This is a genomic window from uncultured Jatrophihabitans sp. (assembly GCF_964251945.1).
Lineage (GTDB): Bacteria > Actinomycetota > Actinomycetes > Mycobacteriales > Jatrophihabitantaceae > Jatrophihabitans.
Genome location: NZ_CAXULP010000011.1, coordinates 1 through 21,567, shown reverse-complemented (window position 1 = coordinate 21,567; position 21,567 = coordinate 1). Strand labels below are relative to the sequence as shown.

At 71.4% G+C, this 21,567-nt stretch carries 19 protein-coding genes and 1 riboswitch; of the genes, 10 read left to right on the top strand and 9 right to left on the bottom strand.

Features of this window, described 5'->3' with window-relative positions; genetic code table 11:
* Positions 1–98: 98 nt before the first annotated feature.
* Entirely contained in the window at positions 99–1,487 is a 1,389-nt protein-coding gene (locus ACFFBG_RS16695; protein ID WP_375480687.1) for a S8 family serine peptidase, read from the top strand.
* A gap of 215 nt (positions 1,488–1,702) precedes the next feature.
* Positions 1,703–2,557, top strand: coding sequence for an SGNH/GDSL hydrolase family protein (locus ACFFBG_RS16690; protein ID WP_375480686.1), 855 nt, complete (start codon positions 1,703–1,705; stop codon positions 2,555–2,557).
* Positions 2,558–2,589: 32 nt separating this feature from the next.
* On the opposite strand, the gene ACFFBG_RS16685 is transcribed toward ACFFBG_RS16690, so the two are convergent.
* The gene (locus ACFFBG_RS16685; protein ID WP_375480685.1) at positions 2,590–4,161 is read right to left on the bottom strand and encodes a S8 family serine peptidase; all 1,572 of its coding nucleotides are present in this window, start codon (positions 4,159–4,161) and stop codon (positions 2,590–2,592) included.
* A 277-nt stretch (positions 4,162–4,438) separates the two neighbouring features.
* On the opposite strand from ACFFBG_RS16685, the gene ACFFBG_RS16680 reads away from it, so the two are divergent.
* On the top strand, positions 4,439–5,449 hold the full coding sequence (locus ACFFBG_RS16680) for a type IV toxin-antitoxin system AbiEi family antitoxin domain-containing protein (protein WP_375480684.1): 1,011 nt from the start codon (positions 4,439–4,441) through the stop codon (positions 5,447–5,449).
* On the opposite strand, the gene ACFFBG_RS16675 is transcribed toward ACFFBG_RS16680, so the two are convergent.
* Positions 5,399–7,738: a putative bifunctional diguanylate cyclase/phosphodiesterase gene (locus tag ACFFBG_RS16675; RefSeq protein WP_375480683.1), complete on the bottom strand. Its 2,340-nt coding sequence runs from the start codon at positions 7,736–7,738 to the stop codon at positions 5,399–5,401. The genes ACFFBG_RS16680 and ACFFBG_RS16675 overlap by 51 nt on opposite strands.
* 197 nt (positions 7,739–7,935) lie before the next feature.
* On the opposite strand from ACFFBG_RS16675, the gene ACFFBG_RS16670 reads away from it, so the two are divergent.
* On the top strand, positions 7,936–9,981 hold the full coding sequence (locus ACFFBG_RS16670) for a purple acid phosphatase family protein (protein WP_375480682.1): 2,046 nt from the start codon (positions 7,936–7,938) through the stop codon (positions 9,979–9,981).
* 13 nt (positions 9,982–9,994) lie between these two features.
* Here the strand turns inward: ACFFBG_RS16670 and ACFFBG_RS16665 are convergent, their stop codons facing one another.
* Genes ACFFBG_RS16665 through ACFFBG_RS16655 form a run of 3 tightly spaced genes read right to left on the bottom strand, consistent with a single transcriptional unit; the run spans position 9,995 to position 11,307 of the window.
* Positions 9,995–10,498 carry an SRPBCC family protein gene (locus ACFFBG_RS16665; protein WP_375480681.1) on the bottom strand — a complete coding sequence of 168 codons (504 nt, stop codon included), beginning with the start codon at positions 10,496–10,498 and terminating at the stop codon, positions 9,995–9,997.
* 21 nt (positions 10,499–10,519) lie between these two features.
* On the bottom strand, positions 10,520–10,957 hold the full coding sequence (locus ACFFBG_RS16660) for an acyl-CoA thioesterase (protein WP_375480680.1): 438 nt from the start codon (positions 10,955–10,957) through the stop codon (positions 10,520–10,522).
* Positions 10,954–11,307, bottom strand: a complete 354-nt coding sequence (locus tag ACFFBG_RS16655) for a DUF4232 domain-containing protein (protein WP_375480679.1) — start codon at positions 11,305–11,307, stop codon at positions 10,954–10,956. Before ACFFBG_RS16655 ends, ACFFBG_RS16660 begins: the two co-directional genes overlap by 4 nt.
* A gap of 4 nt (positions 11,308–11,311) precedes the next feature.
* On the opposite strand from ACFFBG_RS16655, the gene ACFFBG_RS16650 reads away from it, so the two are divergent.
* Positions 11,312–11,614, top strand: coding sequence for a hypothetical protein (locus ACFFBG_RS16650; RefSeq protein WP_375480678.1), 303 nt, complete (start codon positions 11,312–11,314; stop codon positions 11,612–11,614).
* Here ACFFBG_RS16650 and ACFFBG_RS16645 read toward each other — a convergent pair.
* From ACFFBG_RS16645 to ACFFBG_RS16630, 4 genes are all read right to left on the bottom strand, one after another.
* The gene (locus ACFFBG_RS16645) at positions 11,607–14,489 is read right to left on the bottom strand and encodes a fibronectin type III domain-containing protein (RefSeq protein ID WP_375480677.1); all 2,883 of its coding nucleotides are present in this window, start codon (positions 14,487–14,489) and stop codon (positions 11,607–11,609) included. The two genes, ACFFBG_RS16650 and ACFFBG_RS16645, sit on opposite strands and share 8 nt — an antisense overlap.
* Before the next feature lie 121 nt (positions 14,490–14,610).
* Positions 14,611–16,239: a long-chain fatty acid--CoA ligase gene (locus ACFFBG_RS16640; RefSeq protein WP_375480676.1), complete on the bottom strand. Its 1,629-nt coding sequence runs from the start codon at positions 16,237–16,239 to the stop codon at positions 14,611–14,613.
* Positions 16,240–16,294: 55 nt separating this feature from the next.
* A complete protein-coding gene (locus ACFFBG_RS16635; protein WP_375480675.1) occupies positions 16,295–17,569 on the bottom strand; it encodes a hypothetical protein in 1,275 nt (424 codons plus the stop codon).
* Between the two features lie 10 nt (positions 17,570–17,579).
* Positions 17,580–18,023: a hypothetical protein gene (locus tag ACFFBG_RS16630; RefSeq protein ID WP_375480674.1), complete on the bottom strand. Its 444-nt coding sequence runs from the start codon at positions 18,021–18,023 to the stop codon at positions 17,580–17,582.
* Positions 18,024–18,215: 192 nt separating this feature from the next.
* On the opposite strand from ACFFBG_RS16630, the gene ACFFBG_RS16625 reads away from it, so the two are divergent.
* The 5 genes from ACFFBG_RS16625 to ACFFBG_RS16605 form a co-directional block, all read left to right on the top strand.
* Positions 18,216–18,521: a DUF3263 domain-containing protein gene (locus tag ACFFBG_RS16625; RefSeq protein WP_375480673.1), complete on the top strand. Its 306-nt coding sequence runs from the start codon at positions 18,216–18,218 to the stop codon at positions 18,519–18,521.
* A gap of 99 nt (positions 18,522–18,620) precedes the next feature.
* Entirely contained in the window at positions 18,621–19,121 is a 501-nt protein-coding gene (locus tag ACFFBG_RS16620) for a LytR C-terminal domain-containing protein (protein ID WP_375480672.1), read from the top strand.
* Positions 19,122–19,183: 62 nt separating this feature from the next.
* A riboswitch (SAM riboswitch) is annotated at positions 19,184–19,330 on the top strand.
* Between the two features lie 17 nt (positions 19,331–19,347).
* The gene (gene thrC / locus ACFFBG_RS16615; RefSeq protein WP_375480671.1) at positions 19,348–20,628 is read left to right on the top strand and encodes a threonine synthase; all 1,281 of its coding nucleotides are present in this window, start codon (positions 19,348–19,350) and stop codon (positions 20,626–20,628) included.
* Positions 20,629–20,872: 244 nt separating this feature from the next.
* Positions 20,873–21,073: a cold-shock protein gene (locus ACFFBG_RS16610; RefSeq protein WP_375480670.1), complete on the top strand. Its 201-nt coding sequence runs from the start codon at positions 20,873–20,875 to the stop codon at positions 21,071–21,073.
* 240 nt (positions 21,074–21,313) lie between these two features.
* Positions 21,314–21,567: TCP-1/cpn60 chaperonin family protein (locus tag ACFFBG_RS16605; protein ID WP_375480669.1), on the top strand; the 254-nt coding region annotated here is incomplete at its 3' end.

The window sequence follows — 21,567 nt, the reverse complement described above, 5'->3', positions numbered from 1 at the left end:
GGTGCGTTCGACGTCCCAGCGTCAGGGCAGAACGTGCAGGCCAGTGAGGAGTGTTCGCTGAACCTGGGTTGACGATCACCGATCGCGGTGGTCCACTCGTGCAGTTTTGGTCGGCGGCTTGGGGGTACTTCGGCATGAAGATGCGGCTGGGCACGATCGCCTGCGGCGTGGGCCTGCTTCTCGCGAGTGCGGTGGCGCCAGTCGCCGGCGTGGTCGCCGCCAGTGCCGCCGGCGGGGTGGTTCCGCTCCTGCGCCTCGACTCGAAACGGTTCGCCGCACCGCCCACGACGGCGCAGTGCGTCGCCGACCTCGGCATCGCCTGCTACAGCCCAAATCAGTTCGAGACGGCGTATGACATGAAGTCGCTCTACGCGCATGGGCTGACCGGACGCGGCAAGACCATCGCAATCGTCGACTCCTTCGGCTCGCCGACCGTCAAGTCGGACCTCGCCACATTTGACAAGGCGTTCGGCTTGCCGGCGCCGCCGAAGCTGACTGTGATTCAGCCGGCCGGCAAGGTGCCGGCCTTCGACGAGAACAACGACGACATGGTCGGCTGGGCGGAGGAAACATCACTTGACGTCCAGTACGCGCACGCCATGGCGCCGGGCGCCAACATCTTGCTGGTCGAGACGCCGGTCTCCGAGACCGAGGGCTTGGTCGGCATCCCGCAGATCGTCACCGCGGAGAACTACGTCATCAAGCATCACCTCGCCGATGTGATCAGCCAGAGCTTCGGCGCGACGGAAGAGACGTTCCCGTCCAAGCAGTCGCTGCTCGAACAGCGCAGCGCGTTCTTCAACGCCGCCGCGCATCACGTGTCGGTGCTCGCCGCGTCGGGAGACTCCGGCCCGACCGACTACCAAGCCGACGGCGAGAACCTCTACACCCATCGGGTCACTGGCTGGCCCGACTCCGACCCGCTGGTCACCGCTGTCGGCGGCACCCAGCTGCACCTGGACGCCGACGGCCACCGGATCGCGCCGGACAACACCTGGAACGACACGGTCCTGCTCGACAGCCCGGCGGCGAGTGGGGGCGGCGTGTCCTCGGTGTTCCGGCGGCCGTGGTACCAGCACCGAGTCAAGGGCATCGTCGGTTCCCGACGCGGGGTCCCGGACATCTCGCTGACCGCTGCGGTCGACGGCGCCGCGCTCGTGTACCTCGGCTTCGGCGGTGTCGGCGGCGCGGGTTTCTACCTCATCGGCGGCACGAGCGAGGCCACGCCGATGTTCGCCGGCGTCGTCGCGGTCGCCGATCAAGCTGCCCGCCACGACCTGGGGCTGCTGAACCCACGCCTCTACGCGCTCGCCGCCCGCCACGCCAGGGGAATCCCGGACATCACCCTCGGCGACAACACCGTCAGCTTCACCCAGAACGGCAAGAGCTACACGGTGCCCGGGTTCCACGCGCGGCAAGGCTACGACCTCGCGACCGGCCTCGGCACCGTCGACGGCGCGAACCTCGTGCGCGAGCTCGCGAGATAAGCCGTGCGCCGTCAGGTCAACTCGTGTTGCCTGACCGTGCTGGCCGGAGTCGACACCCTGGCGTGCCGAGCGGGGACACAGTCCGACAACCGGCCATGGGCCAAGCAGCCTTCGGACCACTCGCGACCGACACCTAACGCCCGCCCGCTCGTTACACCTGGGCAACGGGCGCATGTCGACAAGCGGCGCCCGACCTGCGTCTGAGTAGGAGTGCCATGCGCCGGCTCGCCGCCGTCCTGCTGACCTTCGTGTCCGCAGTCGCCCTCGTCCTCGTCTCCCCGGCCGGGGCGGCCACCACGCCGCTGCGTTACGTCGCGCTGGGCGACTCGTATAGCGCCGCGTCCGGGAACGTGCCGCCGGACCCGACCGCGCCGCCCGAGTGCCTGCGATCGACGGTCAACTACCCGCACGTCATCGCCAGCGCGCTGCACGCCTCCCTCACCGACGTCACCTGCGGCGCCGCGGAGACCAGCGACTACGCCACCTCCCAGTACCCGGGCGTCGCCCCGCAGCTCGACGCGCTGCAGAAGAACACCCAGCTCGTCACCATGACGATCGGCGGCAATGACAGCGGCGTGTTCATCGACTCGATCGTCGAGTGCGGCGCGGCCGGCCTGTCGACGCTCGGTCAGGGCAGCCCGTGCAAGGACAAGTACGGGTCGTCGTTCGAGAACACGATCAAGAACACCACCTACCCGTCGCTGGTCAAGGCCCTGAGGGCCGTCAAGGCCAAGTCGCCCAAGGCGCGCATCGCCATCCTCGGCTACCCGTGGATCTTGCCGGCGACCGGCGGCTGCTACCCGCAGATGCCGGTGGCGACCGGCGACGTCCCCTACCTGCGTCACGAGCAGGCGACGCTCAACGACGCGGTCCGGCGCGCCGCGGCGGCCACTGGCGCGACCTACGTCGACTTCAGCGCCGTGTCCAACGGCCACGATGCCTGCAAGGCGCCCGGCGTGCGGTGGATCGAGCCGGTCCTCACCGGGACGAATCCGGTGATCGTGCACCCGAATCCGCTCGGCGAGTCGAAGATGGCCGCGCAGACGCTGAAGGTGCTGCGCCTCGGCTGACGCCGTGTGCGGTCGGCGAGGTTCAGCGCGGGCTACTTGACCCGCCACCAGAACGAGACCATGCCGACGCCGCCGGTGGCGTCTCGCGCGGTCACGACGACCCGGTGCCGGCCCTTCGCCTTCGCGGCCGGCTTGCCGGTGATCACGGCGGCGCTCGACATCCGCAGGCCGCGCGGCAGGCCGGCCGCGTGCGCTGTCGTCCGTGCGCCGCCTGAGTCGGTGACGACGAGCCGGAGTCGGACGGCCTTGCCGTGCCGCGTGGTCCGGGCGCCGGGCGAGTGCACGGCGACTTTGTTCACCTTGATCGCGCTCGGGGCGAAGCTGCCGATCCCGTTGGGCGTGCCGAGCCCGGTTGGCCCGTCCCAGCCGGTGTGCGCGGTGCAGATGCGCGAGCCGGCGCACGCGCCGTTGGCGCCGCTGACGACGTCGTGGAAATAGCCGGACCGGCCGTACAGCGCGGCGGCCGGGCGCGTCGACGCGGCGGCGGGGCCGGCGAGCGCGTGGATCGCGGCGATCAGCGGGGCGGCCGCGCTCGTGCCGCCGTAGATCGCCCAACCCTGGCCGCCGTAGGTCGAGTAGACGGCGACGCCGGTGCGCGGGTCGGCGACGGCCGCGACGTCGGCCTCGGCCCGTCCGGCGCACACCGAGTTGGGCACGATCGCCTGCCACGACGGCTTGGCCTCATAGCTCGAGCATCCCGAGCCGGTCCCCTGCTGGTTGCTCTGCCGCCAGACCTGCTCGCTCCACCCGCGCGCGTTGGCAGCAGCGTGCAGCGAGGTGCCGCCGACCGCGATGACCCGCGGCGAGGTGGCCGGGTAGGACGGCCCGTCGGCGAAGCCGGCGTCGCCGGCGGCCGCGGTGTAAACCACGCCGCTGGCGGCGAAGTAGCCGGCGTCGAGGGACGGCGCCCACGAGCCCTCGGTCATGCCCCAGCTCATGGAGACGAACTTGGCGCCGAGCGCGGTCGCCTTCTGGACGGCGAGGAACATGCCCAAGCTGGTGTCGCTCGCCTCGACCAAGGTGATGCCGCAGCGCGGGCACGCGGCCGACACCATGTCCAGGTCGAGCGCGATCTCGCTGGCCCACCCGGTGTCCGGCCTCGGCAGCGGCGACGCCGTCCCGCTCTGGTTCAGCTTGCGGAAGCAGCCGTTCGCGGTGGTGCACGCCGGCAGCCCGAACGTCGCTCGGTACACCGCCAGATCGGCCTCGGCCCGCGGGTCGTCGTAGGCGTCGACGATGTAGACGCGCTGGCCGGCGCCTCGGGACGCGGCCGCGGCGCCGAGCGCGTACGCCGACTGCAGCTGAGTCGGCCCGTATCCGCCGGGCATCGACGCGGTCGCGGGGGTGAACGCCGGCCGGCGCGTCGTGCCAGCGGCGGGGACCTTCGGGGAGACGACCAACCGCTGCGCGAAGCAGGTGACGTGCCCGGCCGCGGCCTGCTGGTCGCACACGTCGACCGAGCGCGGCGCCGTTGTCGTCGTTGTCGCGGTCGTCGTTGGCGCGGTCGTCGTTGGCGCGGTGGCCGCGCCTGCGGCGCCGGTGTCGACAGCCGCGGCGAGCGCGATGAGCGTGCTCGCGGCGGCCAGCGCAGTCGCGGCCGACACGAGCGCAGACTGCCGCGTGGCACGCGGTCGGACGAGCGGAATACGGAGCATGAGCGGACGCCTCGAGTAGAAACGGCCCCCGCCTTACACAAAATTTACCCGAGATGACACGCGACCTACCACGCGCGCCTGCGGGTGGCGGGTCGCGGCGGGATCCGGCGAGGTTGTCACCCCGTTCGACCGGCCAGTTGATCACTGGGACCGGTCGTACGGGGTGCCAAGTCGGGGGCTGTGGACAACTCCGCGGCAGGTGCTCGCGGCGTGCCAGGGTCCCGGGATGCGCGGCATTCCACCCGAGGCGGCCCGGCAACACGGCGTGTTCATCGCCGCCCAGGCACACCGGGCCGGCTGGACCCGACACGCCCTGGCGCACGCGGTCGATTACGGCTACCTCGAGCGGATACGTCCGGGGGTGTTCGCGCTACCCCTCGAGGCGAGCGGTGACGATCATGCGATGGCGGCCGCTCGGCTGCGGCGAGCATCCGTCGCCGTGGGGCTGACGCACTGCCGGATGACCCTCAGCCACCGTGGCGCGGCCGTCCTGCAGGATCTTCCGCTGCTGCAGGGCACGTCCGTCCCGTGCGTGACGTTCCCGCGTTTGTTTCGCGGCGAGGTCCGCGGCGCGCACCTGCACCGCGCCCGGTTGTTCCCCGGCCACGTGGTGCGTCTTGGGTGCGTCCTGCTGACCTCCGCGGGCCGGACGGTCGTCGACCTCGGCCGCGAGCTCGGCGCCGATGACTGCGTGGTCGCCGCCGACGCGGCGCTGCGCAGCGGACTGACCACGGCGGACCTGCTCGACGAGGTGCTGACGCGCTGTGCCGGTTGGCCGGGCATCCGGCAGGCAGCCCATGCCGTGGTGCACGCCGACCCGCGGGCCGAATCCGCGCTGGAGTCGGTCAGCCGCCTGCGCATGGTCGACGCCGGCCTGCCGACGTCGTGGCCGCAGGCGATCATCCGGATCGGCGGCCGCTTCGTCGGGCGGGTCGATTTCTATTGGGACGAGTTCGGCGTCGTCGGCGAATCCGACGGGCTCGCGAAGTACGACGGGAAACCGCTGTCGCTGGGGGAGGAGAAGCGGCGACAGGGCGCGATGGAGGACGCCGGCCTGACCTTCGTCCGATGGGGCTGGACCGAGCTGTACGGGTTCGATCCGGTCATCCGGCGGCTGCGGGCGGCGTTCGTGCGGGGGCTGCGCCCGGATCGCGCGCCGCGACTATGGACGGCCACCCCGAGCTTGTCACCCCGTCCGACCGGCCAGTTGATCACTGGGACCGGTCGAACGGGGTGACAAGCGGTGCGAGTCGGTCGACTGGGGCCGCACATCCTCGCGACGCAGGTCGTCGAGGGCCAGCGCACGGGCGTCCTGCGGGGTCAACGGCTTGGACAGCAGGTAGCCCTGCGCGCTGTCGCAGCCGAGTTGGATCAGCGCGGTGCGCTGCGCCGGCTCCTCGATGCCCTCGGCGAGGGTGGCCAGGCGCAGCTCGTGCGCGAGCCGCACGATCGCGTGAACGAACGCGCTCGCCTCGCCCGAGGGACTCGCGAGCGGGTCCACGAACGATTTGTCGATCTTGATTATGTCGATCGGGAACTGCTGCAGATGGCTGAGCGAGGAGTACCCGGTGCCGAAGTCGTCGATCGCGACGCGCACGCCCGCCTCGCGCAGCCTGCTCAGCAGCGCCGCCGTGCGGGCCGGGTTCTTCATCAACATCGACTCGGTGACTTCGAGCACGAGCCGCGACGGCGGCAAGCCGGCGATCGACAGCGTGGACTGGACGTCGTCGACGAAACGCGGGTCCTGCAGCTGGCGCGCCGAGACGTTCACGCTCATGTCGAAGGGCGCAGCGCCGGCGGCGTCCCAGCTGGCGGCCGCGAGGCACGCCTGCTCGAGCACCCAACGGCCGAGCGGGACGATGAAGCCGGTCTCCTCGGCGAGCGGGATGAACTCGACCGGACCGACGTCGCCGTAGACCGGGTGCCGCCAGCGGGCCAGCGCCTCGAAGCCCTCCAACCGGCCGGTGTGCAGGGACACGTGCGGTTGGTAGGCGAGGTGGAACTGGCCCGAGCGCAACGCCTCGTCGAAGGAGCCGCGCAGCGCAAGCTCGCGGACCAGCGCGATGCGCATCTCCGTCGCGAACCCCTCGACCCGGTCACGACCCGCGGCCTTTGCCGCGTACATCGCGGCGTCCGCCTCGCTGACGAGGTCCTCCACGCTCGTCGAGCTGGTGCCGAAGGAGACGCCGATGCTCGCGGTGACCGAGATCGGGCCGTGCGTGCCGCGGATCGGCTCGCGGACAACGGACAGGATGCGTTCGGCGAGCATCATCGCCTCGGCCGGCGTCTCGACGTTCTCCATCACCACCGCGAACTCGTCGCCGCCCAGCCTCGCCACGGTGTCCGCCGCGCGCACGACCGCGCTGAGCCGCTCGGCGATGGCGACGAGCAGCTCGTCGCCGGCCGGGTGGCCGAGCGTGTCGTTGATCGTCTTGAAGCCGTCCAGGTCGCATAACAGCATCGCCACCACGCCGGACGTGCGGGCGCTCCCCAACAGCGCGTGGGAGACCCGTTCCTGCAAGAGCGCCCGGTTCGCCAGGCCGGTGAGACCGTCGTGGAACGCCTGGTGCCGCAGGTCGCTCTCCAGCGCCCGCTGCGCGGTCAGCGCGCCGTCCAGCTCATGGGATCTGGTCCGCAGGTCCACCGTCTGCCCGCGCAGCAGCCGAAGCAGCCAGCTCACCCGGGCGATGACGACCGTGAACAGCACGGCCGAGAGGGCGCCGAGCACCGGCAGGTCGGCGGACTTGTGCATGGCGCCGGACACCAGCAGGATGCCGGGCGCGATCAGCCCGGCGACGGCGACGAGCGGCAGTCGCGCTTCGGACTCCGGGCCGCCCTCGGCGGCCGGCAGCCGCCGCGCCATCGACGGATGCAGCGCGGCCACGCCGAGCAGTCCGTAGCTGATCAGCCAGCCGGCGTCGATCGGGTTGCCCGAGGTGTAGGACCCGTGCAGCTCCAGCAGGTCGTAGCCGATGTCGGCGATCATCAGCGCGGTGAGGCTCACCGCGACCAGCACGGCGCTCGCGTGTTTGGCGCGGGTGGCGAACAGTGCCAACGCCACGACGAACAGCACGCCGACGTCCATGACCGGGTAGGCGATCGACACGACCTTCGCGGCGAGCGTGACCGTGGAGTCATGGGCGTAGGACGTGACCAGCACCTGCCACAGCAACGTCAACGCGCCGAGCGTGATGATGGCGGCGTCCGCGCGATCCTCGCGCCGCCGGCGGATCGTGTACCTGGTCATCAGCACCACCGACAACACGAGACAGGGGTATCCGCTGAGGTAGAAGGCGTCGGCGATCGACGGGAACGGTTCGGTGTGCAGGACGATGTCGTCGTAATTGAGGATCGCGTCCCCGCCGACGAAACAGAACGTGGCGAGGGCCATGGCCCACCACCCGCCGGGCAGCGCGGGCCGGTGCAGGCGGACGCCGGCGGCGATGCAGCCCACCGACAGCAGCCCGATCACGAGATAGATGACATCCCGCGCGACGTTGCTGGGCACGGCGAAGTAGGCCGCCAACAGACATGAATTTACCGCCAGGGTGCATTGCCAGGCGTGCCGGGTCACTCGAATCCTTCCGCGTGCGGAAAACGGTCTCCGGCAGATCATCGGCAGCCCTCGACCGGACCTGAGTTCACGTCGAGTTCGCGGAACCGTCGACACCCCGTCGATCTGTGGCGGGCCGGCGGACGTGCGCGTCTGGCGAACTGAGCGACATGGCGATTTCCTCTCCGGACCGTCCGCAGACGGTCGACGAGTACACCGACTGGAACAACCGCGAGCTGGCCCGCAGCGCGGTCAGCCGGCGCGGCATGCTCAAGGCCGTCGCGGGCGGCGCAGGCGGTCTGGCGCTGGCCCAGTTCACGCTGGCGCACGCTTCGTTCGCCGCCGGCGGCGGCGGCGGCTCGAAGGGTGTGGTGATCTCCGCACGGCACCTGTCGTTCGTCAACGACGCACACGGCCGGCCGGACACCGCGATGGCCGTGACAGCTCAGCTGGTGAGCAAGACCGGCGCGCTGCCGAACAGGCTGCGCGCCTTCGTCGACGTCGGCAGCCGCCCGGGGCATTACGGCACGAGCGTGGAGGCCGAGATCGTGCACCTGGTCGGGCAGTACGCCATCGCCGGCGGCCCGGTCGGCAGCCAGTTCTACGCGAAGGCTCGGCTGACCCGCCTGCAGCCGGAGCACGTCTACCACTACCGGCTGCGGCTGTCGGACGGCACGACGTCCGGCGACGCTTACTTCACCACCGCCCCGGCCCGGCCGATGGGCAGGCACGCCGACACGCAGCGGCCGGCCGATCCGTTCACCTTCACCGCGTTCGCCGACGTCGGCACCAACATCGCGCCCACCGACCCCGCGTTCGCGTGGCACCAGGACCCGGCGTCGGTCAGGGCGAACGGCGGCACCTGGCCCAGCGGCGTCTTCGACAACAACTACTACAAGCCGACCGACCCGGTCGCGGGCGCCAGCGGACGGGACCCGCATCCCGCGGTCACCCAGACGAACGCGATGTCGGCGGAGCGGCCGGTGTTCACGCTGCTTGCCGGCGACATCTGCTACGCCGACCCGAGCGGCACCGGACTGCCTGCCAACGACACGCTCGCGCTCAGCGGCGGCTCACCGGCCGGGACCAACAACTACAACCCGTACGTGTGGGACGTCTTCCTCAATCAGATCGAGGCGCAAGCCGCTTTCACGCCGTGGATGTTCGCCACCGGCAACCACGACATGGAGCCGCTGTACGGCGACACCCACTACCTCGGCGACAGCCATACCCACGGGTATGGTGGGCACCTGGCCCGGCTCGACCTGCCGACGAACGGGCCGAAGGGCTGTCCGTCGGTGTACAGCTTCGTCTACGGCAACGTCGCGGTGATCTCGGTCGACGCGAACGACCTGTCCTACGAGATCCAGACCAACACCGGGTACTCCCGCGGCGCCCAGCTGGCGTGGCTCGAGGCGACGCTCAAGGAGTGGCGGACCAACACGACGGTCGCCCCGACCATCGACTTCGTAGTCGCGTTCTTCCACCACTGCGCTTACTCCACGACCACCAACCACGCGTCCGACGGCGGCCTGCGCGGCGCGCTCGACCCGCTGTTCAGCAAGTACCAGGTGGATCTCGTCGTCCAGGGGCACAACCACATCCTCGAGCGCACCGACCCCATCAAGAACGGCCACCCCACCCGTTCGGCGCCCGACGGCTCGGTGATCGAACCGAAGAAGGACGGCGTGACATACCTTTGCGTAGGCTCTGGCGGTCGGCCGCGGTACTCCTTCCGGCCGGCTCCCAGCCCGGCCGCGCCGCCGCCGCCCGGGGTGACCCCGACGGGAGCGCAGTTGCTGCCCGAAGGGCAGCGCTACCGCGGCTACGAGCCGCCCGGCGGCCCGAACTCGGCGGAGAACAACACCGAGAACGTCGTCAACAGCTACGTCTGGTCCGACGCCGGCACCACCTCGGCCGGTGGCTACCCCGCCGGCACGCAGGTGCCGGAGGTGGTCACCTGGTCGCAGGTGCGTTACGACGACTACGCCTTCATCGCCGTGGACGTCACACCGGCGCGACGCGGACGCCCGACGACCTTTGTCGTCCGCACGCTGGCCGACGCGCTGCCGGGCACGAACGAGCCCTACACCGAAATCGACCGGATCACGCTCAAGCGGGTCGCCGGACACAACGCCGTCGACTGCCACGAGCGCGGTCCGTCGCGCACGGCCCGGGACCTGATCGTGCCGGAGCACGCCGCCGCCGGCCGCTGAGCCGGCGGCGGGATCAGCCGGGGGGCTGCTGTGCGAAGTGTCTTTTCGCGCCGGCGACCAAGGAGCCGAAAGCCAGCCGGTTGAGCGGTTTGGTCAACGGGAACACCCGCTCGAGCCTGGGCTGCGGGTCGATCGCGACCGTCCAGGTGAACAGCGTTCCGTCGCCGTCCGGCTCGAGCAGGTAGTCCTCGGCGAAGCGGCGCAACCCCGGCCTGTTGGCCGACGTGGCGTAGAAGGAGTACCCGCGGCTTTCGTCCCAGCGGAAGAACTTCTCCCGGACGGTCACCGAGCCCAGCGGCAGCGTCACCTCCCGGGTGGTGCCGACCCCGAATGGCCGTGGCGTGGTCCACACGACCTTGCGCACGAACGGCCCCCACGCCGACACGCTCGCGTCGGAACTCAGCGACTCCCACACCCGTGCTGGCGCAACGGGCAGCCGGATCGGGTAGCGCAGGATCTGCTGCGCCGAGCTGAACAGGGTTGAGTCGACTTCCTCGAGCGGATACCAGCGCGTCATGCCGGCAGCCTGCCATGCCGGTCAGCGCTGCAGGGTGGCCAGGGCGGCGCGGATCTCCGGGGGCACCGGCGTCGGGCGCCGATCGGCCCGGCCCACGTAGACGTGCACGAACCGGCCCACCGCGGCCGGCTGTTCGCCGCGTTCGCCGAACAGCGCCAGCCGGTAGGCGACGCTGGACGTGCCGAGCCGTTCCAGAGCGATGCCGGCGGTCACCGTCTCGGGGAAGCGCAGCTCGGCGAAGTAGCGGCACGACGTCTCGACGACCAGCCCGATCGCAGGCAGCTCGCGGATGTCGACGCCGCTGGCCTCGATCAGCCACCCGTTCACCGCCGTGTCGAACAGCAGGTAGTGGACGACGTTGTTCACGTGGCCGTAGGTGTCGTCGTCGGACCAGCGGGTCGGCAGCGCGCGCAACACGGGAAAGTCCGCCCGGCGCAGCTCCTTCGGATCGTCCGTCATGCCGGCGCGGCCAGGGCGTCGACTCGCAGCGTGCACGCCCGCAACTCGGCCGGCCGCACGGCGCTCTGCGAGCTGCCGGGCACGCTCACCCGCAGGCTGTCCGACAGCGCCGCCGAGCAGTTGGTGTAGTCGTGCAGCTGGCTTTCCGCGGTCGCGCCCGGCGTGAGCTCCCGCCGGGACGCTTTGTCTCCGGACGGCTGAGCCGGCCTGCCGATGGCGTTGCCGGCGCGCAGCAGCGTGACCGACGGATATCCGTAGAGCACGCAGCGCGCCGGACCGGTGTTCGTGAACTGCAGAGCCGCAAACTCCTGTCCCTGCGAGGCCGACCCGCGGATCACCCGAACCTGCACCGACGTGCAGGTCGAGCGCGGCGCGGCGGTGGCGACCGGGGTGCTCGGCGCGGCGGCGCTCGTCGAACGCGGCGGTGTCGACGCCGGCGTGCTCGACGTGCGGGTGGCCGGCGCGGGCGCGGGCGTCGACACGGGTGGTGTGCTCGGCGGCACGGACGTCGACGTCGACGTCGACGTCGAGGGCGTGGGGGCAGTGGTCGGCGCCGTCGACGCGCTCGAGGTGCAGCCGGCGGCCAGCACCCCGGTGGCGAGGAGGCTGGTCGCCGCCCACGAGCCGAGCGTGCGCCGCGGCGAGCGCGTCAATTGATGCGCAGGTCGGTGGCGTACGGCAGGCTCGTCACCCTCAACCGGCTGTCCGACTGCAGGTTGCGCCACATCGACGTCCACGCGTCGCGGCCGGTGAGGCTGCCACAGCCGCCGGTCTGCGAGCATGCCGTCCACTCTGTCAGCACGCCGCCGAAGTTCACCCGCGGACGCCGCGCCGCCACGCCGGTGAGCGAGATGTACTTCCACTGCGCTGCCATCGTCATGTTGTAGACCTGCGGCAGATTGACGATCCGGGTCGGCGCGGCGCCGCCGGCGAGCTCGTACAGCCCGCTCATCGACCAGCCGTTGTTGCAACGCCGGCCGGTCAGCGTCCACGAGCAGCCGTCCGCGGAGCCGTTGAAGACGAACTTCGCGCTCGTGTTCGCGAGGTAGCCGGCAAGCCAGGACGCGGTTTGCTTGTAGGACGCGCGGAAACCCGGCTCGATGTCGTTCGCGCCGGCAATCGACAGGCCGGCATACCCGCGGGCATGGTTGACCACCGGGTCCACCGCGGAGTTCGCCCACGCCGCGCCGCTGGCCGTTGTCACATCCATGTCGTTGTTCGTGCCGATCGCGATCGTCGCCGGCGCGGTCGACCGCTGGCCGGCGTGGTAGCCGTCGACGTAGGCGTCCAGGTCGCGGACCAACGCCGCGTAGGGCACGAACCGGGTGGTCGCGCTGAGCACGACGCCACCGTCCAACTGGTCCTGGCCGCCGATGTCCAGCAACACGAGGTACCGGTGGCCGGACGGGTTGCCCTTCGCGTCGGCGAGGCCGGCCGCGCGCATGCGGGTCAGCTCCGCGCCGGCGCCGGTGCCGAGGTTGCGCAGGTAGCGGCTCGTCGCGACCGGCGCGGGCGTCGTCTGCGGGCCCGGGCCGGCCGGCGTGGTGATCGCCGCGGACCTGCCGCCGGCCGACCTGCCCGCGACGTTCACCGCGACGACGGTGAACGAGTACGTCGACCTCGCCGCCAGCCCGGACACCACGACGCTGCGCGCCGCCGGGCTCGCCGTCGCGGTTCGGCCGCCCGGGCTTGCGGTCACCACGTACGTGGTCCACGGCGCCCCGCCGTCGCTCGCCGGCGGCGTCCAGGACACGATTGCCGAGCCGTAGTCCGGCGTCGCGCGCACGGCGGTCGGCACGCTCGGCGGCACGGGGTGCACCGCGTTGACGATCTTGCAGCCGAGGCTCGCGTCGGCGCCGCCGCCGACGTTACGCGCGACGAGGCACACCCGGTGCTCGCCGGCGTCCGCGGTCAGCGTCGCGGCGAAGCCGTGCGCGGCGCCGTAGCCGGGGTACTGGCGCGCCATGTCCGGGCTGGCGGCGTTCGCGGTGATCGCCGGGCGCGCCGCGCCGTCCACGCTCACCGCGAGCTGCAGCGGCGCAGTGGTGTCCGGATCGAAGGCCCAGCCGGTGATCTGCAACGCGCCGCCGCCGGCAGCGCGGCCGGCGGCGGTGAACCGGGTCAACGGGGACAGCGCCAGCGTCAGCGACTGGCAGGCGGGCGTGGAGTTCCTCGTCCCGTAGGAGACGTTGAGCCCGATTGCGCAGGCCCGGTGCGCGCCGGACGCCGCCCGCAGCGTCGTGCGGAACTCGTGCCCGGTGCGGGTGGCGCCCTTCCGCTTGGCGACGACGGTGCGCTGCAACGTGCCGTCGACGAGCAGCTGCACCGAGATCGCCTTGCGGGTGTCCGGGTCGCTCGCCCAGCCGGTCAGCGTCACGCCGGTGGGGGTGGCCGTCACCGCCGTCAGCGCCGCGGTGGGCGTGACGGCGATCCGGACCGACCGGCACGGGTAGTTGGTGTTGGCGCCGAGACCGACGTTGGCCACCGTCAGGCAGACCGTGTGCACGCCTTCGGCGACCGGCAGGTAGGCGTTGAAGCCGTGCAGCGCGCCGGCCGACGGATGCGCCTTCGCGAGATCGGCCCGGCGCTTGTCCGCGCGCAGCGTGGTGAGCGCGCCGTCGACGGACACGAGCACATTGAGCGCCGTCTTGGCCGCGTCCCGGTCGAAGGCCCAGCCCCGGACATGGAGCGTGCCGCGGCCCTTCCCGAGGGTGTTGACCGCCAGCGTCGGGTCGTCGTTCACCACGATCGTCTTGCAGCCGAGCCCGTTGTCGGAGCCGAAACCGATGTTGCGGCCGGTCACGCAGACCGTGTGCCGGCCCTGCGACACCGGGTAGGAGACGTCATAGCCGTGCGCGACGCCCCAGCTGGGATGGGTCTTGCGGAGGCCGGCGCGCGGCCCGGCGGCGGACACGACGTGGGCGGTCCGGTCCACGGTGACCACGACGGTCACCCTGGCCCTGCGCCGATCCAGGTCGTCGGCCCAGCCGCGAACCCGCACCGAGCCGGGCGGCGAGGTGACCCGCGGCGCGGAGCCGACGGGGCCGTAGTCGAACTGCCGCCGCGCGCATTTGCGCAGGACGTGGTTCTTGCCGCGGCCGACGTTCTTCGCCGAGATGCAGATGAGGTGTCTGCCCTCGCGCACCGGCACGACGAAGTTGAAGCCGTGCCGCGCGCCCGCCTTCGGATGCTTGCGCGCGACGCCCGGCCGGGACCTTTTCGCGGTCACCGACTTGGCGAGCTTGTGATCGACGGTGACGTAGGTGCGCAGCGCGGTCCTCGGCGCGTCGGGGTCGTAGTCCCAGCCGACGACGCGCAGCCCGCCGGGCACCACCGACGCCCGGTCGACGTGGCCGATCGGCGCGTGCCGGGCGGCGGACACCAACCGGGTCGCCGGCCCGGTTGGCGCGGTCGGCAGGGCGACGGCGACGACGGCCGCGGCGCCCAGCAGCGCAGGGGCGAGCAGCGCCGGCACGAGCGAGGAGGCGAAGGCGGAGCGCCGGCCGCGCCCGCGCGAGAACGGAGAGGTCATTGCGCACTTTCCGTCGGCGCGGCGGCCGCGAACTTGAGGGCGAGGGCACGCCGATCAAACCATCCATGTTACTGATGTGACAAGTGGGACTGATGTTACGACACGCTCCGCGCGGTCGGTCTCAGCGAGTCGGCAGCTGGTAACCCGCGAACTTGTCCCGCAGCGTCCTCTTGGAGAACTTGCCGACGCTGGTCTTCGGCACCTCGTCGAGGAAGACGACGTCGTCGGGCACCTGCCACTTGCTCAGCCGGGCGCCGAGGAACTCGAGCACGTCCTCTCGGGTGAGCGTCGCGCCGGGGCGCGGCACGACGCAGGCCAGCGGCCGCTCGGCCCACTTGGGGTGCGGCACCGCGATCACCGCCGCCTCGGCCACGTCGGGATGGGACATGATCACGTTCTCGAGATGGACGGAGCTGATCCACTCGCCGCCGGACTTGACCAGGTCCTTCGTCCGGTCGACGAGCCGCACGTAGCCCAGCGGCGACACGGCGGCGACGTCGCCGGTGCGCAGCCAGCCGTCCGGCGAGAACTGCTCGCCCGGCTCGTCGGTGCGGAAGTAACGCGCGGCGATCCACGCGCCGCGGACCTCCAGCTCGCCGGTCGCGGTGTCGTCCCACGGCTGCTCGGCCCGGGTGTCCTGTTCCACGATGCGCAGTTCCACGCCGGGCGGCGTCATCCCGGCCGTCGCGCGCAGGTCGGCCAAGGCGTCGTCGTCCGCGTCGGCGACCTCGGCCCGCTCGACGCAGACAGTCGCGATCGGCGAGGTCTCGGTCATCCCCCACGCCTGGGTGATCGGCAGGCCGATCTTCTCGCGGTACGTCTCGGACAGGGCGCGCGGGACGGCCGAGCCGCCGCAGATGATCATGCGCAGCGCGGAGAGGTCGCGGTCGGCGAGCTGCGGGAGCATCCCCATCCAGATTGTCGGCACGCCCGCGGTCACCGTGACCCGCTCGCCCTCCAGCAGGTCGAGCACCGCGCCGGGGGACAGGTCCGGCCCGGGGAAGATCATCGACGCGCCGGCGAGCATCGACCCGTAGGGCAGGCCCCAGGCGTTGGCGTGGAACATCGGCACCACCGGCAGGACCCGATCGCGGTCGCTGAGCGAGAAGACCGCCGTCGTCGTGTTCGAGTTCGAGTGCAGCCAGGTAGAGCGGTGGCTGTAGAGGACGCCCTTGGGATTGCCGGTGGTGCCGGTGGTGTAGCACAGCGCCGCCGCGTTGCGCTCGTCCGGCACCCGGTCGGCGAAGTCCGTCTCGGCGGCCGGCGCGACGACGTCCGACCACAGCACGACCCGCGGATCGTCGGGCAGCGACGCGTCCGCGCCGTCGTCCATCACCACCACATGCCGGACCGTCTCGAGCTGCGGCAGGTGGCCGGCGAGGGCGGGCAACAGCGAGCGGTCGACGAAGATCGCCTCGTCTTCGGCGTGGTTGACGGTGTAGATCAGCTGCTCGGCGAAGTACCGAATGTTGATCGTGTGCATCACCCGGCCGGTGCCCGGGATCGCGAAGTACAGCGCGAGGTGCCGCGCGGTGTTCCAGCCGAACGTGCCGACCCGGCCGTCGGCGGAGACGCCGACGGAGTCGAGGTAGGTCGCGATGCGCCGCGCGTCGGCCAGCACGTCGGCGACGGTCATGCGTTCGACGCCGGTAACCGTGCGGGTGACGATCTCCTTGTCCGGGAAATACCGCTCGGCGCGCGCGAAGATCGCGTTCGTGGTCAGCGGGAAGTCCTGCATCAACCCCAACATGGACGCGATGGTTGTCCTCGCCGGGGCCTGGGGCAAGAGTGGGCAAGAGCGGTGATCACTCCCGCCGGATCTGATAGGTGTGCGTCCGGACCTCGGTGGCGGAGAAGTAGGCGTGCGCGGAGCCGAGAAAGTCCCGCACGCTGCGCGCGCCGCTGGCCTGCGCGTCCCCGGCGAGCGGCAGGTAGGTCGAGCGCACGCCGTGGTCGCCGAGCACAGTGCCGTCGCCGCGCGTCCCGGCGACGGTCGTGACGTTGGGGAGATCCGGATTCGCGACGCCGTCGAGGTGCGGCACGACGTCGGCGCGGTTCTCCAGGGCGAGGACCTGCACGCCACGCGGCAGCTGGCCCGCGGTCCGGCCGATCGGCGCGCCGGCGGTGACGACGTGGGTGACGTTGAATTGCCCCGACGCGACGGCGTCGCGCGCGGCGGTCACCGCCACCATGCCGCCCTCGCTGTGGCCGACCAGCATGACGGGGTCGCCGGGGCGCACCCCGGCCTGCGTCATCGCCGCGAGGACGCCCTGCTCGTAGGCGGTGCGCTCGCCGACGAGCGCGCGGCAATTCGTCGTCAGGCTGGTGATGTCGTGGGTTGGCGCCAGGGTCCAGGACTTGGTGCCGGTGATGTCCACGATCGCCCTTCTGGCCCCGCCCGGCCCGGTCAGCACCCGCACGTCGATCTCGCCGTGCCGCGGGTCGTCGTTGCGACGCGCGAGGTCGGCGAGCACGTCCGTCAGCCGGCGCGGGGGCGTCGCGGCGAGCGCGCCGGCGTCCGCGCCGGTCCGGCGCACGACGCCGACGCCGTCCGCCAGGGCGCCGGCCGCCGCCGTCAGCGCCGCAGGCAGCCCGAGCAGCTCCACGACGAGGTCGGCGGCCTGCGGGTCCGCGGCGATCGCCGCTTGCGCGGCCTGCAGCGGATCGCCGGTGTGGGCGAGCGTCGCCGCGCCTTCCGCCAGCGCCTCGGGCAGCCGGGCGAGACCGAGGATGTCGTCTCGCAGGGTCGCGACGGTGTCGTCGACGGCTTCGTACGCCGAGGCGGCGGCGCGCAACTCGCCGTCGATGACGCCGGCCTCCGCGCCGGCCCACGACAACCCCTGCGGGGCGTCGAGCGCGGCGAGCAGGGTGGCCTCGAAGTCGGCGAAGCCGATCGGATCCAGCAGCGCGGACAGCACGAGCGCCGGGTGCGCCAGGTAGCCGTGCAGGCCCAAGGCCGCCGACAGGCTCTCGCCGGCGACCGCGCCGAAGCACGCGGCCATTTCGCGCAGCTGTTCGGTGCGCGCTGCGATCCCGCCGGATCCGCCGCGCACGGCCACCGGCTGCCCTGGGAGTGTCACGTGGGGTGATTCATCCGATGCCGATCAGGTGCAGCCCGTCGCCGATCAGGCGCGCGCCGTCGCCGACGAGGTTCAGCCCGTCGCCGAACACGCCGGCGACGTCGCCGGGCAGCCGGCCGGGCGCGGTCGCCAGGTCCGCCCCGCCGGCGCCGAGGTCGTCGGCGAGCCGGCCGGCGTCGGACACAGTTTTCGCGAGCTCGGCGAGCACCCTTGCGACCCTGGCGGCGTGCGCGCGCAGGACGTCGGCGGCGTCGTCGAGGCGCGCTGCCGAGGTGCGCAGGCCGAACAGCACGCCAGCGGCCGTCGCGGCGAAGGCGGTCGCCGCGAGGCCGTGCCAGTGCGTCGCCGCGACCGCGCGACGCAGCCGTTCGGCTCGCGCGCGGGTCGCGTCGGCATGCCGGGCGATGCGATCGGCGATCGCTGTCAGCTCGGCGGGATCCGGGAGGATCGACATGACCCAAAGTCTCCGGCACCCGGCCCGGCCGCCAAACCGTCCGCCGCGGAATGTGGACGGCGCCCCGGTTGTGCACAGCGCGCCGGGCCCGCTTGACGCAGCCGTCCATGGTTCAATGACGCGGGGAATTACACGGGTGCAACTCGGGTCGTCGGCACCTGTGCGAGCGAGCGTCGAGAGGCACCGGAGAACATGCATTCCGCGAGGGTCGCAACCGATTCCACCGGCGCGGTCGAAGACGCCGCCGACGCGCTCAGCCGCCGCGACCGCGAGATCCTCGCCTTCGAGCGGCAGTGGTGGAAGTACGCCGGCGCCAAGGAACAGGCCATCCGCGAGCTGTTCGACATGTCCGCGACGCGCTACTACCAAGTGCTCAACGCCTTGATCGACACCCCTGCGGCGCTGAGCGCCGACCCCATGCTCGTCAAACGTCTGCGACGCTTGCGCGCGAGCAGGCAGCGCCAACGGTCGGCGCGTCGACTGGGCATCGAGGTTTGAGAACTGAACGCAAAGCATGGCCGACTGGCCAGGCAGCAGGCGCGCCGACACCAGCGTGAACGACTCGCCGGCATCGGCGTCGTCCTGCTGGGCGCAGCCGTGCTCGTCATCGCGGTCATCGCGCTGCGCCAGCCGACCCGGCATGTGACGAGCGCCAAACCCACCCGGACCGTCGTCCACACCGTCGCGCCGCCCTCCCCGACGAGCTCAGCTGCGTCGAGTTCGAAGATCGCGCCGTCCACCATCTCGACGACCAGGCCGCCGTCCACCACCTCGACGGTCACCTCGACGGCCGGCGGCACGAGCGAGCTGAAGAGCGTGCCGTTGCTCGTGCTCAACAACAGCACGATCTCCGGGCTGGCTCGCGACGCCGCCCAGCGCTTCGAGAACGCCGGCTGGACGGTCACCGCTTACGGCAACTACGCCAACAACATCATCTCGACCTGCGCCTACTACGACCCGTCGACGGCAAACGCGAAGGCGGCGGCCCAGGCGCTGCAGGACCAGTTCCCGACGATCAAGCGGGTCAAGCCGCGCTTCGGCCAGCTGCCCACCGGCCCGGTCGTGGTGGTGCTCACCTCGGACTACTCGTCGAGCTGAGCCGCTCGCGCCGCTGTGCGACAATTGCCGGACAACCGAAGATATGCACAACCGAATAGCACCGCTCATCCAGAGGGGCAGAGGGACCGGCCCGACGAAGCCCCGGCAACCGTGTGCGATGACTTGCGTCGACTTTGTCGACCTGAGGCCGCCGCAGGCAGGTGCCAACTCCGGCCCATGCGCGAATCGCGCCATGGGGAAGATGAGGAGAAAGGCCTCGTTTGCCATGACTGCCACTGCCCAGCGCGCCGACCGTTCGTTCGCGCCCACCTCGCCCGCTTCCGCGCTCGTCTGCCGCAGCTGCGGCGCGCAGTACCCGCTCGGCCCGCAGCACGCCTGCTTCGAGTGTTTTGGCCCGCTCGAAATCGGCTACGACCCGTCGGCGCTGGCCCGGGTCACCCGTGCCGACATCGAGAGCGGGCCGCACTCCATCTGGCGCTACGCCGGGCTGCTGCCGGTCGGCCAGGACGTCGCGACCCGCGTCGACACCGGCACCGGCATGACGCCGCTCATTCGCGCCGACCGGCTCGCCGACGAGCTCGGCTTCACCGCGCCGGTCTGGGTCAAGGACGACTCGGCGAACCCGACCCACTCGTTCAAGGACCGAGTGGTCTCGGTGGCGATCACCGCAGCGCGGGAGCTGGGCTTCACCCGCATCGCGTGCGCCTCGACCGGCAACCTGGCGAACTCGGTGGCCGCGCACGCGTCGCGGATCGGGATGCCGTCGATCGTGTTCGTGCCGTCGGACCTCGAGGCCGCGAAGATCGTCCAGACGGCGGTGTACGGCGGGACGCTGGTCGGCGTCGAGGGCTCCTACGACGACGTCAACCGGCTGTGCGCGCAGCTGTCGGAAGAGGACGAGTTCGAGCACACCGGCTTCGTCAACGTCAACATCCGGCCCTACTACGCCGAGGGGTCGAAGACGCTCGGGTATGAGGTCGCCGAGCAGCTCGGCTGGCGGCTGCCTGGGCAATACGTCGCCCCGATGGCGTCCGGCTCGATGCTAACCAAGATCAACAAAGCGTTCAAGGAGCTGGTCGCGGCCGAGCTGGTGCCCTCCGCGCAATGGAAGGTGTTCGGCGCGCAGTCGGCCGGCTGCTCGCCGATCGCGACCGCGTTCGCCGCCGGCGCCGCCGAGGTCGTGCCGGTGAAGCCGACCGGGATCGCGAAGTCGCTGAACATCGGCAACCCGGCGGACGGGCCGTACGCCCTGGACGCGGTGCGCGGGTCAGGCGGCGCGATGGCCTCCGTCGGCGACGAGGAGATCCGCGAGGGCATCCGGCTGCTTGCGCGGACCACCGGGGTCTTCGCCGAGACGGCGGGCGGCGTCACCGTCGCGGTGCTGAAGAAGCTGGCGGAGTCCGGCGAGCTGGACACATCGGTCGAGACCGTCGTCTTCAACACCGGCGAGGGCCTCAAGACCCTGGACGCGGTGAGTGCCGGCGCGCAGCCGACGGCCGTCATCGCGCCCACGCTGAAGGGCATGCGCGAAGCCGGCCTGCTCTGACGGATCACGTTCTCCAGTGACGGCTCGATCGCCGGAAAACCGGGGTTGAATGCGGGTCCTGCGGGTTCTGGTCAGCGGCGAGCGCGCCGTGTAGCGTCCGCCCCGGTCGTAGTGACGAGCGTTTTGTCGCCGCGTTGTGACGGGCCTCAAGGAAGAGGATCGTGCACTTCAGGCGGGACCGAGGAACGAAGACCGCGGCCTCACGGGGTGTGAGACCGGAACTGGCCCCTAGCAAGGAGTGCACGTGGCACAGGGCACCGTGAAGTGGTTCAACAACGAGAAGGGCTACGGCTTCATCGCCGTCGACGGCGGGCAGGACGTCTTCGTCCACTACTCGGCGATCCAGGCGGACGGCTACCGCTCCCTCGATGAGAACCAGCGGGTCGAGTTCGACGTGGTGCAGGGCCCGAAGGGCCCGCAGGCCGACGGTGTGCGCATCGTCTGACCAGCAGCCATTGCAGCGGCCCCGGGCTTCGGCTCGGGGCCGCTGCGGCGTTAAGAGCGGCGTTCAGAGCTCCGTCGGCCGGCTGGTTGCACTCGGGGAGGCCGAGTGCTAAACCTGAGCTGGCACTCGGCTAGGCTGAGTGCCAGCGCCGGGGGCGCGGTGAGGCCCGTTCTGGGCCGTCCGTCGCGGGCACCGACCGCCGGCCTTCCAAGTTGTCAATCGAAGAGTAAGGACCTGCGAATGGCTAAGTTGATCGCGTTCGACGAGGAGGCCCGTCGCGGCCTTGAGCGCGGCATGAACCAGCTCGCCGACGCCGTGAAGGTGACGCTCGGCCCGAAGGGCCGCAACGTGGTGCTGGAGAAGAAGTGGGGCGCCCCCACGATCACCAACGACGGCGTCTCCATCGCCAAGGAGATCGAGCTCGAGGACCCATACGAGAAGATCGGCGCGGAGCTCGTCAAGGAGGTCGCCAAGAAGACCGACGACGTCGCCGG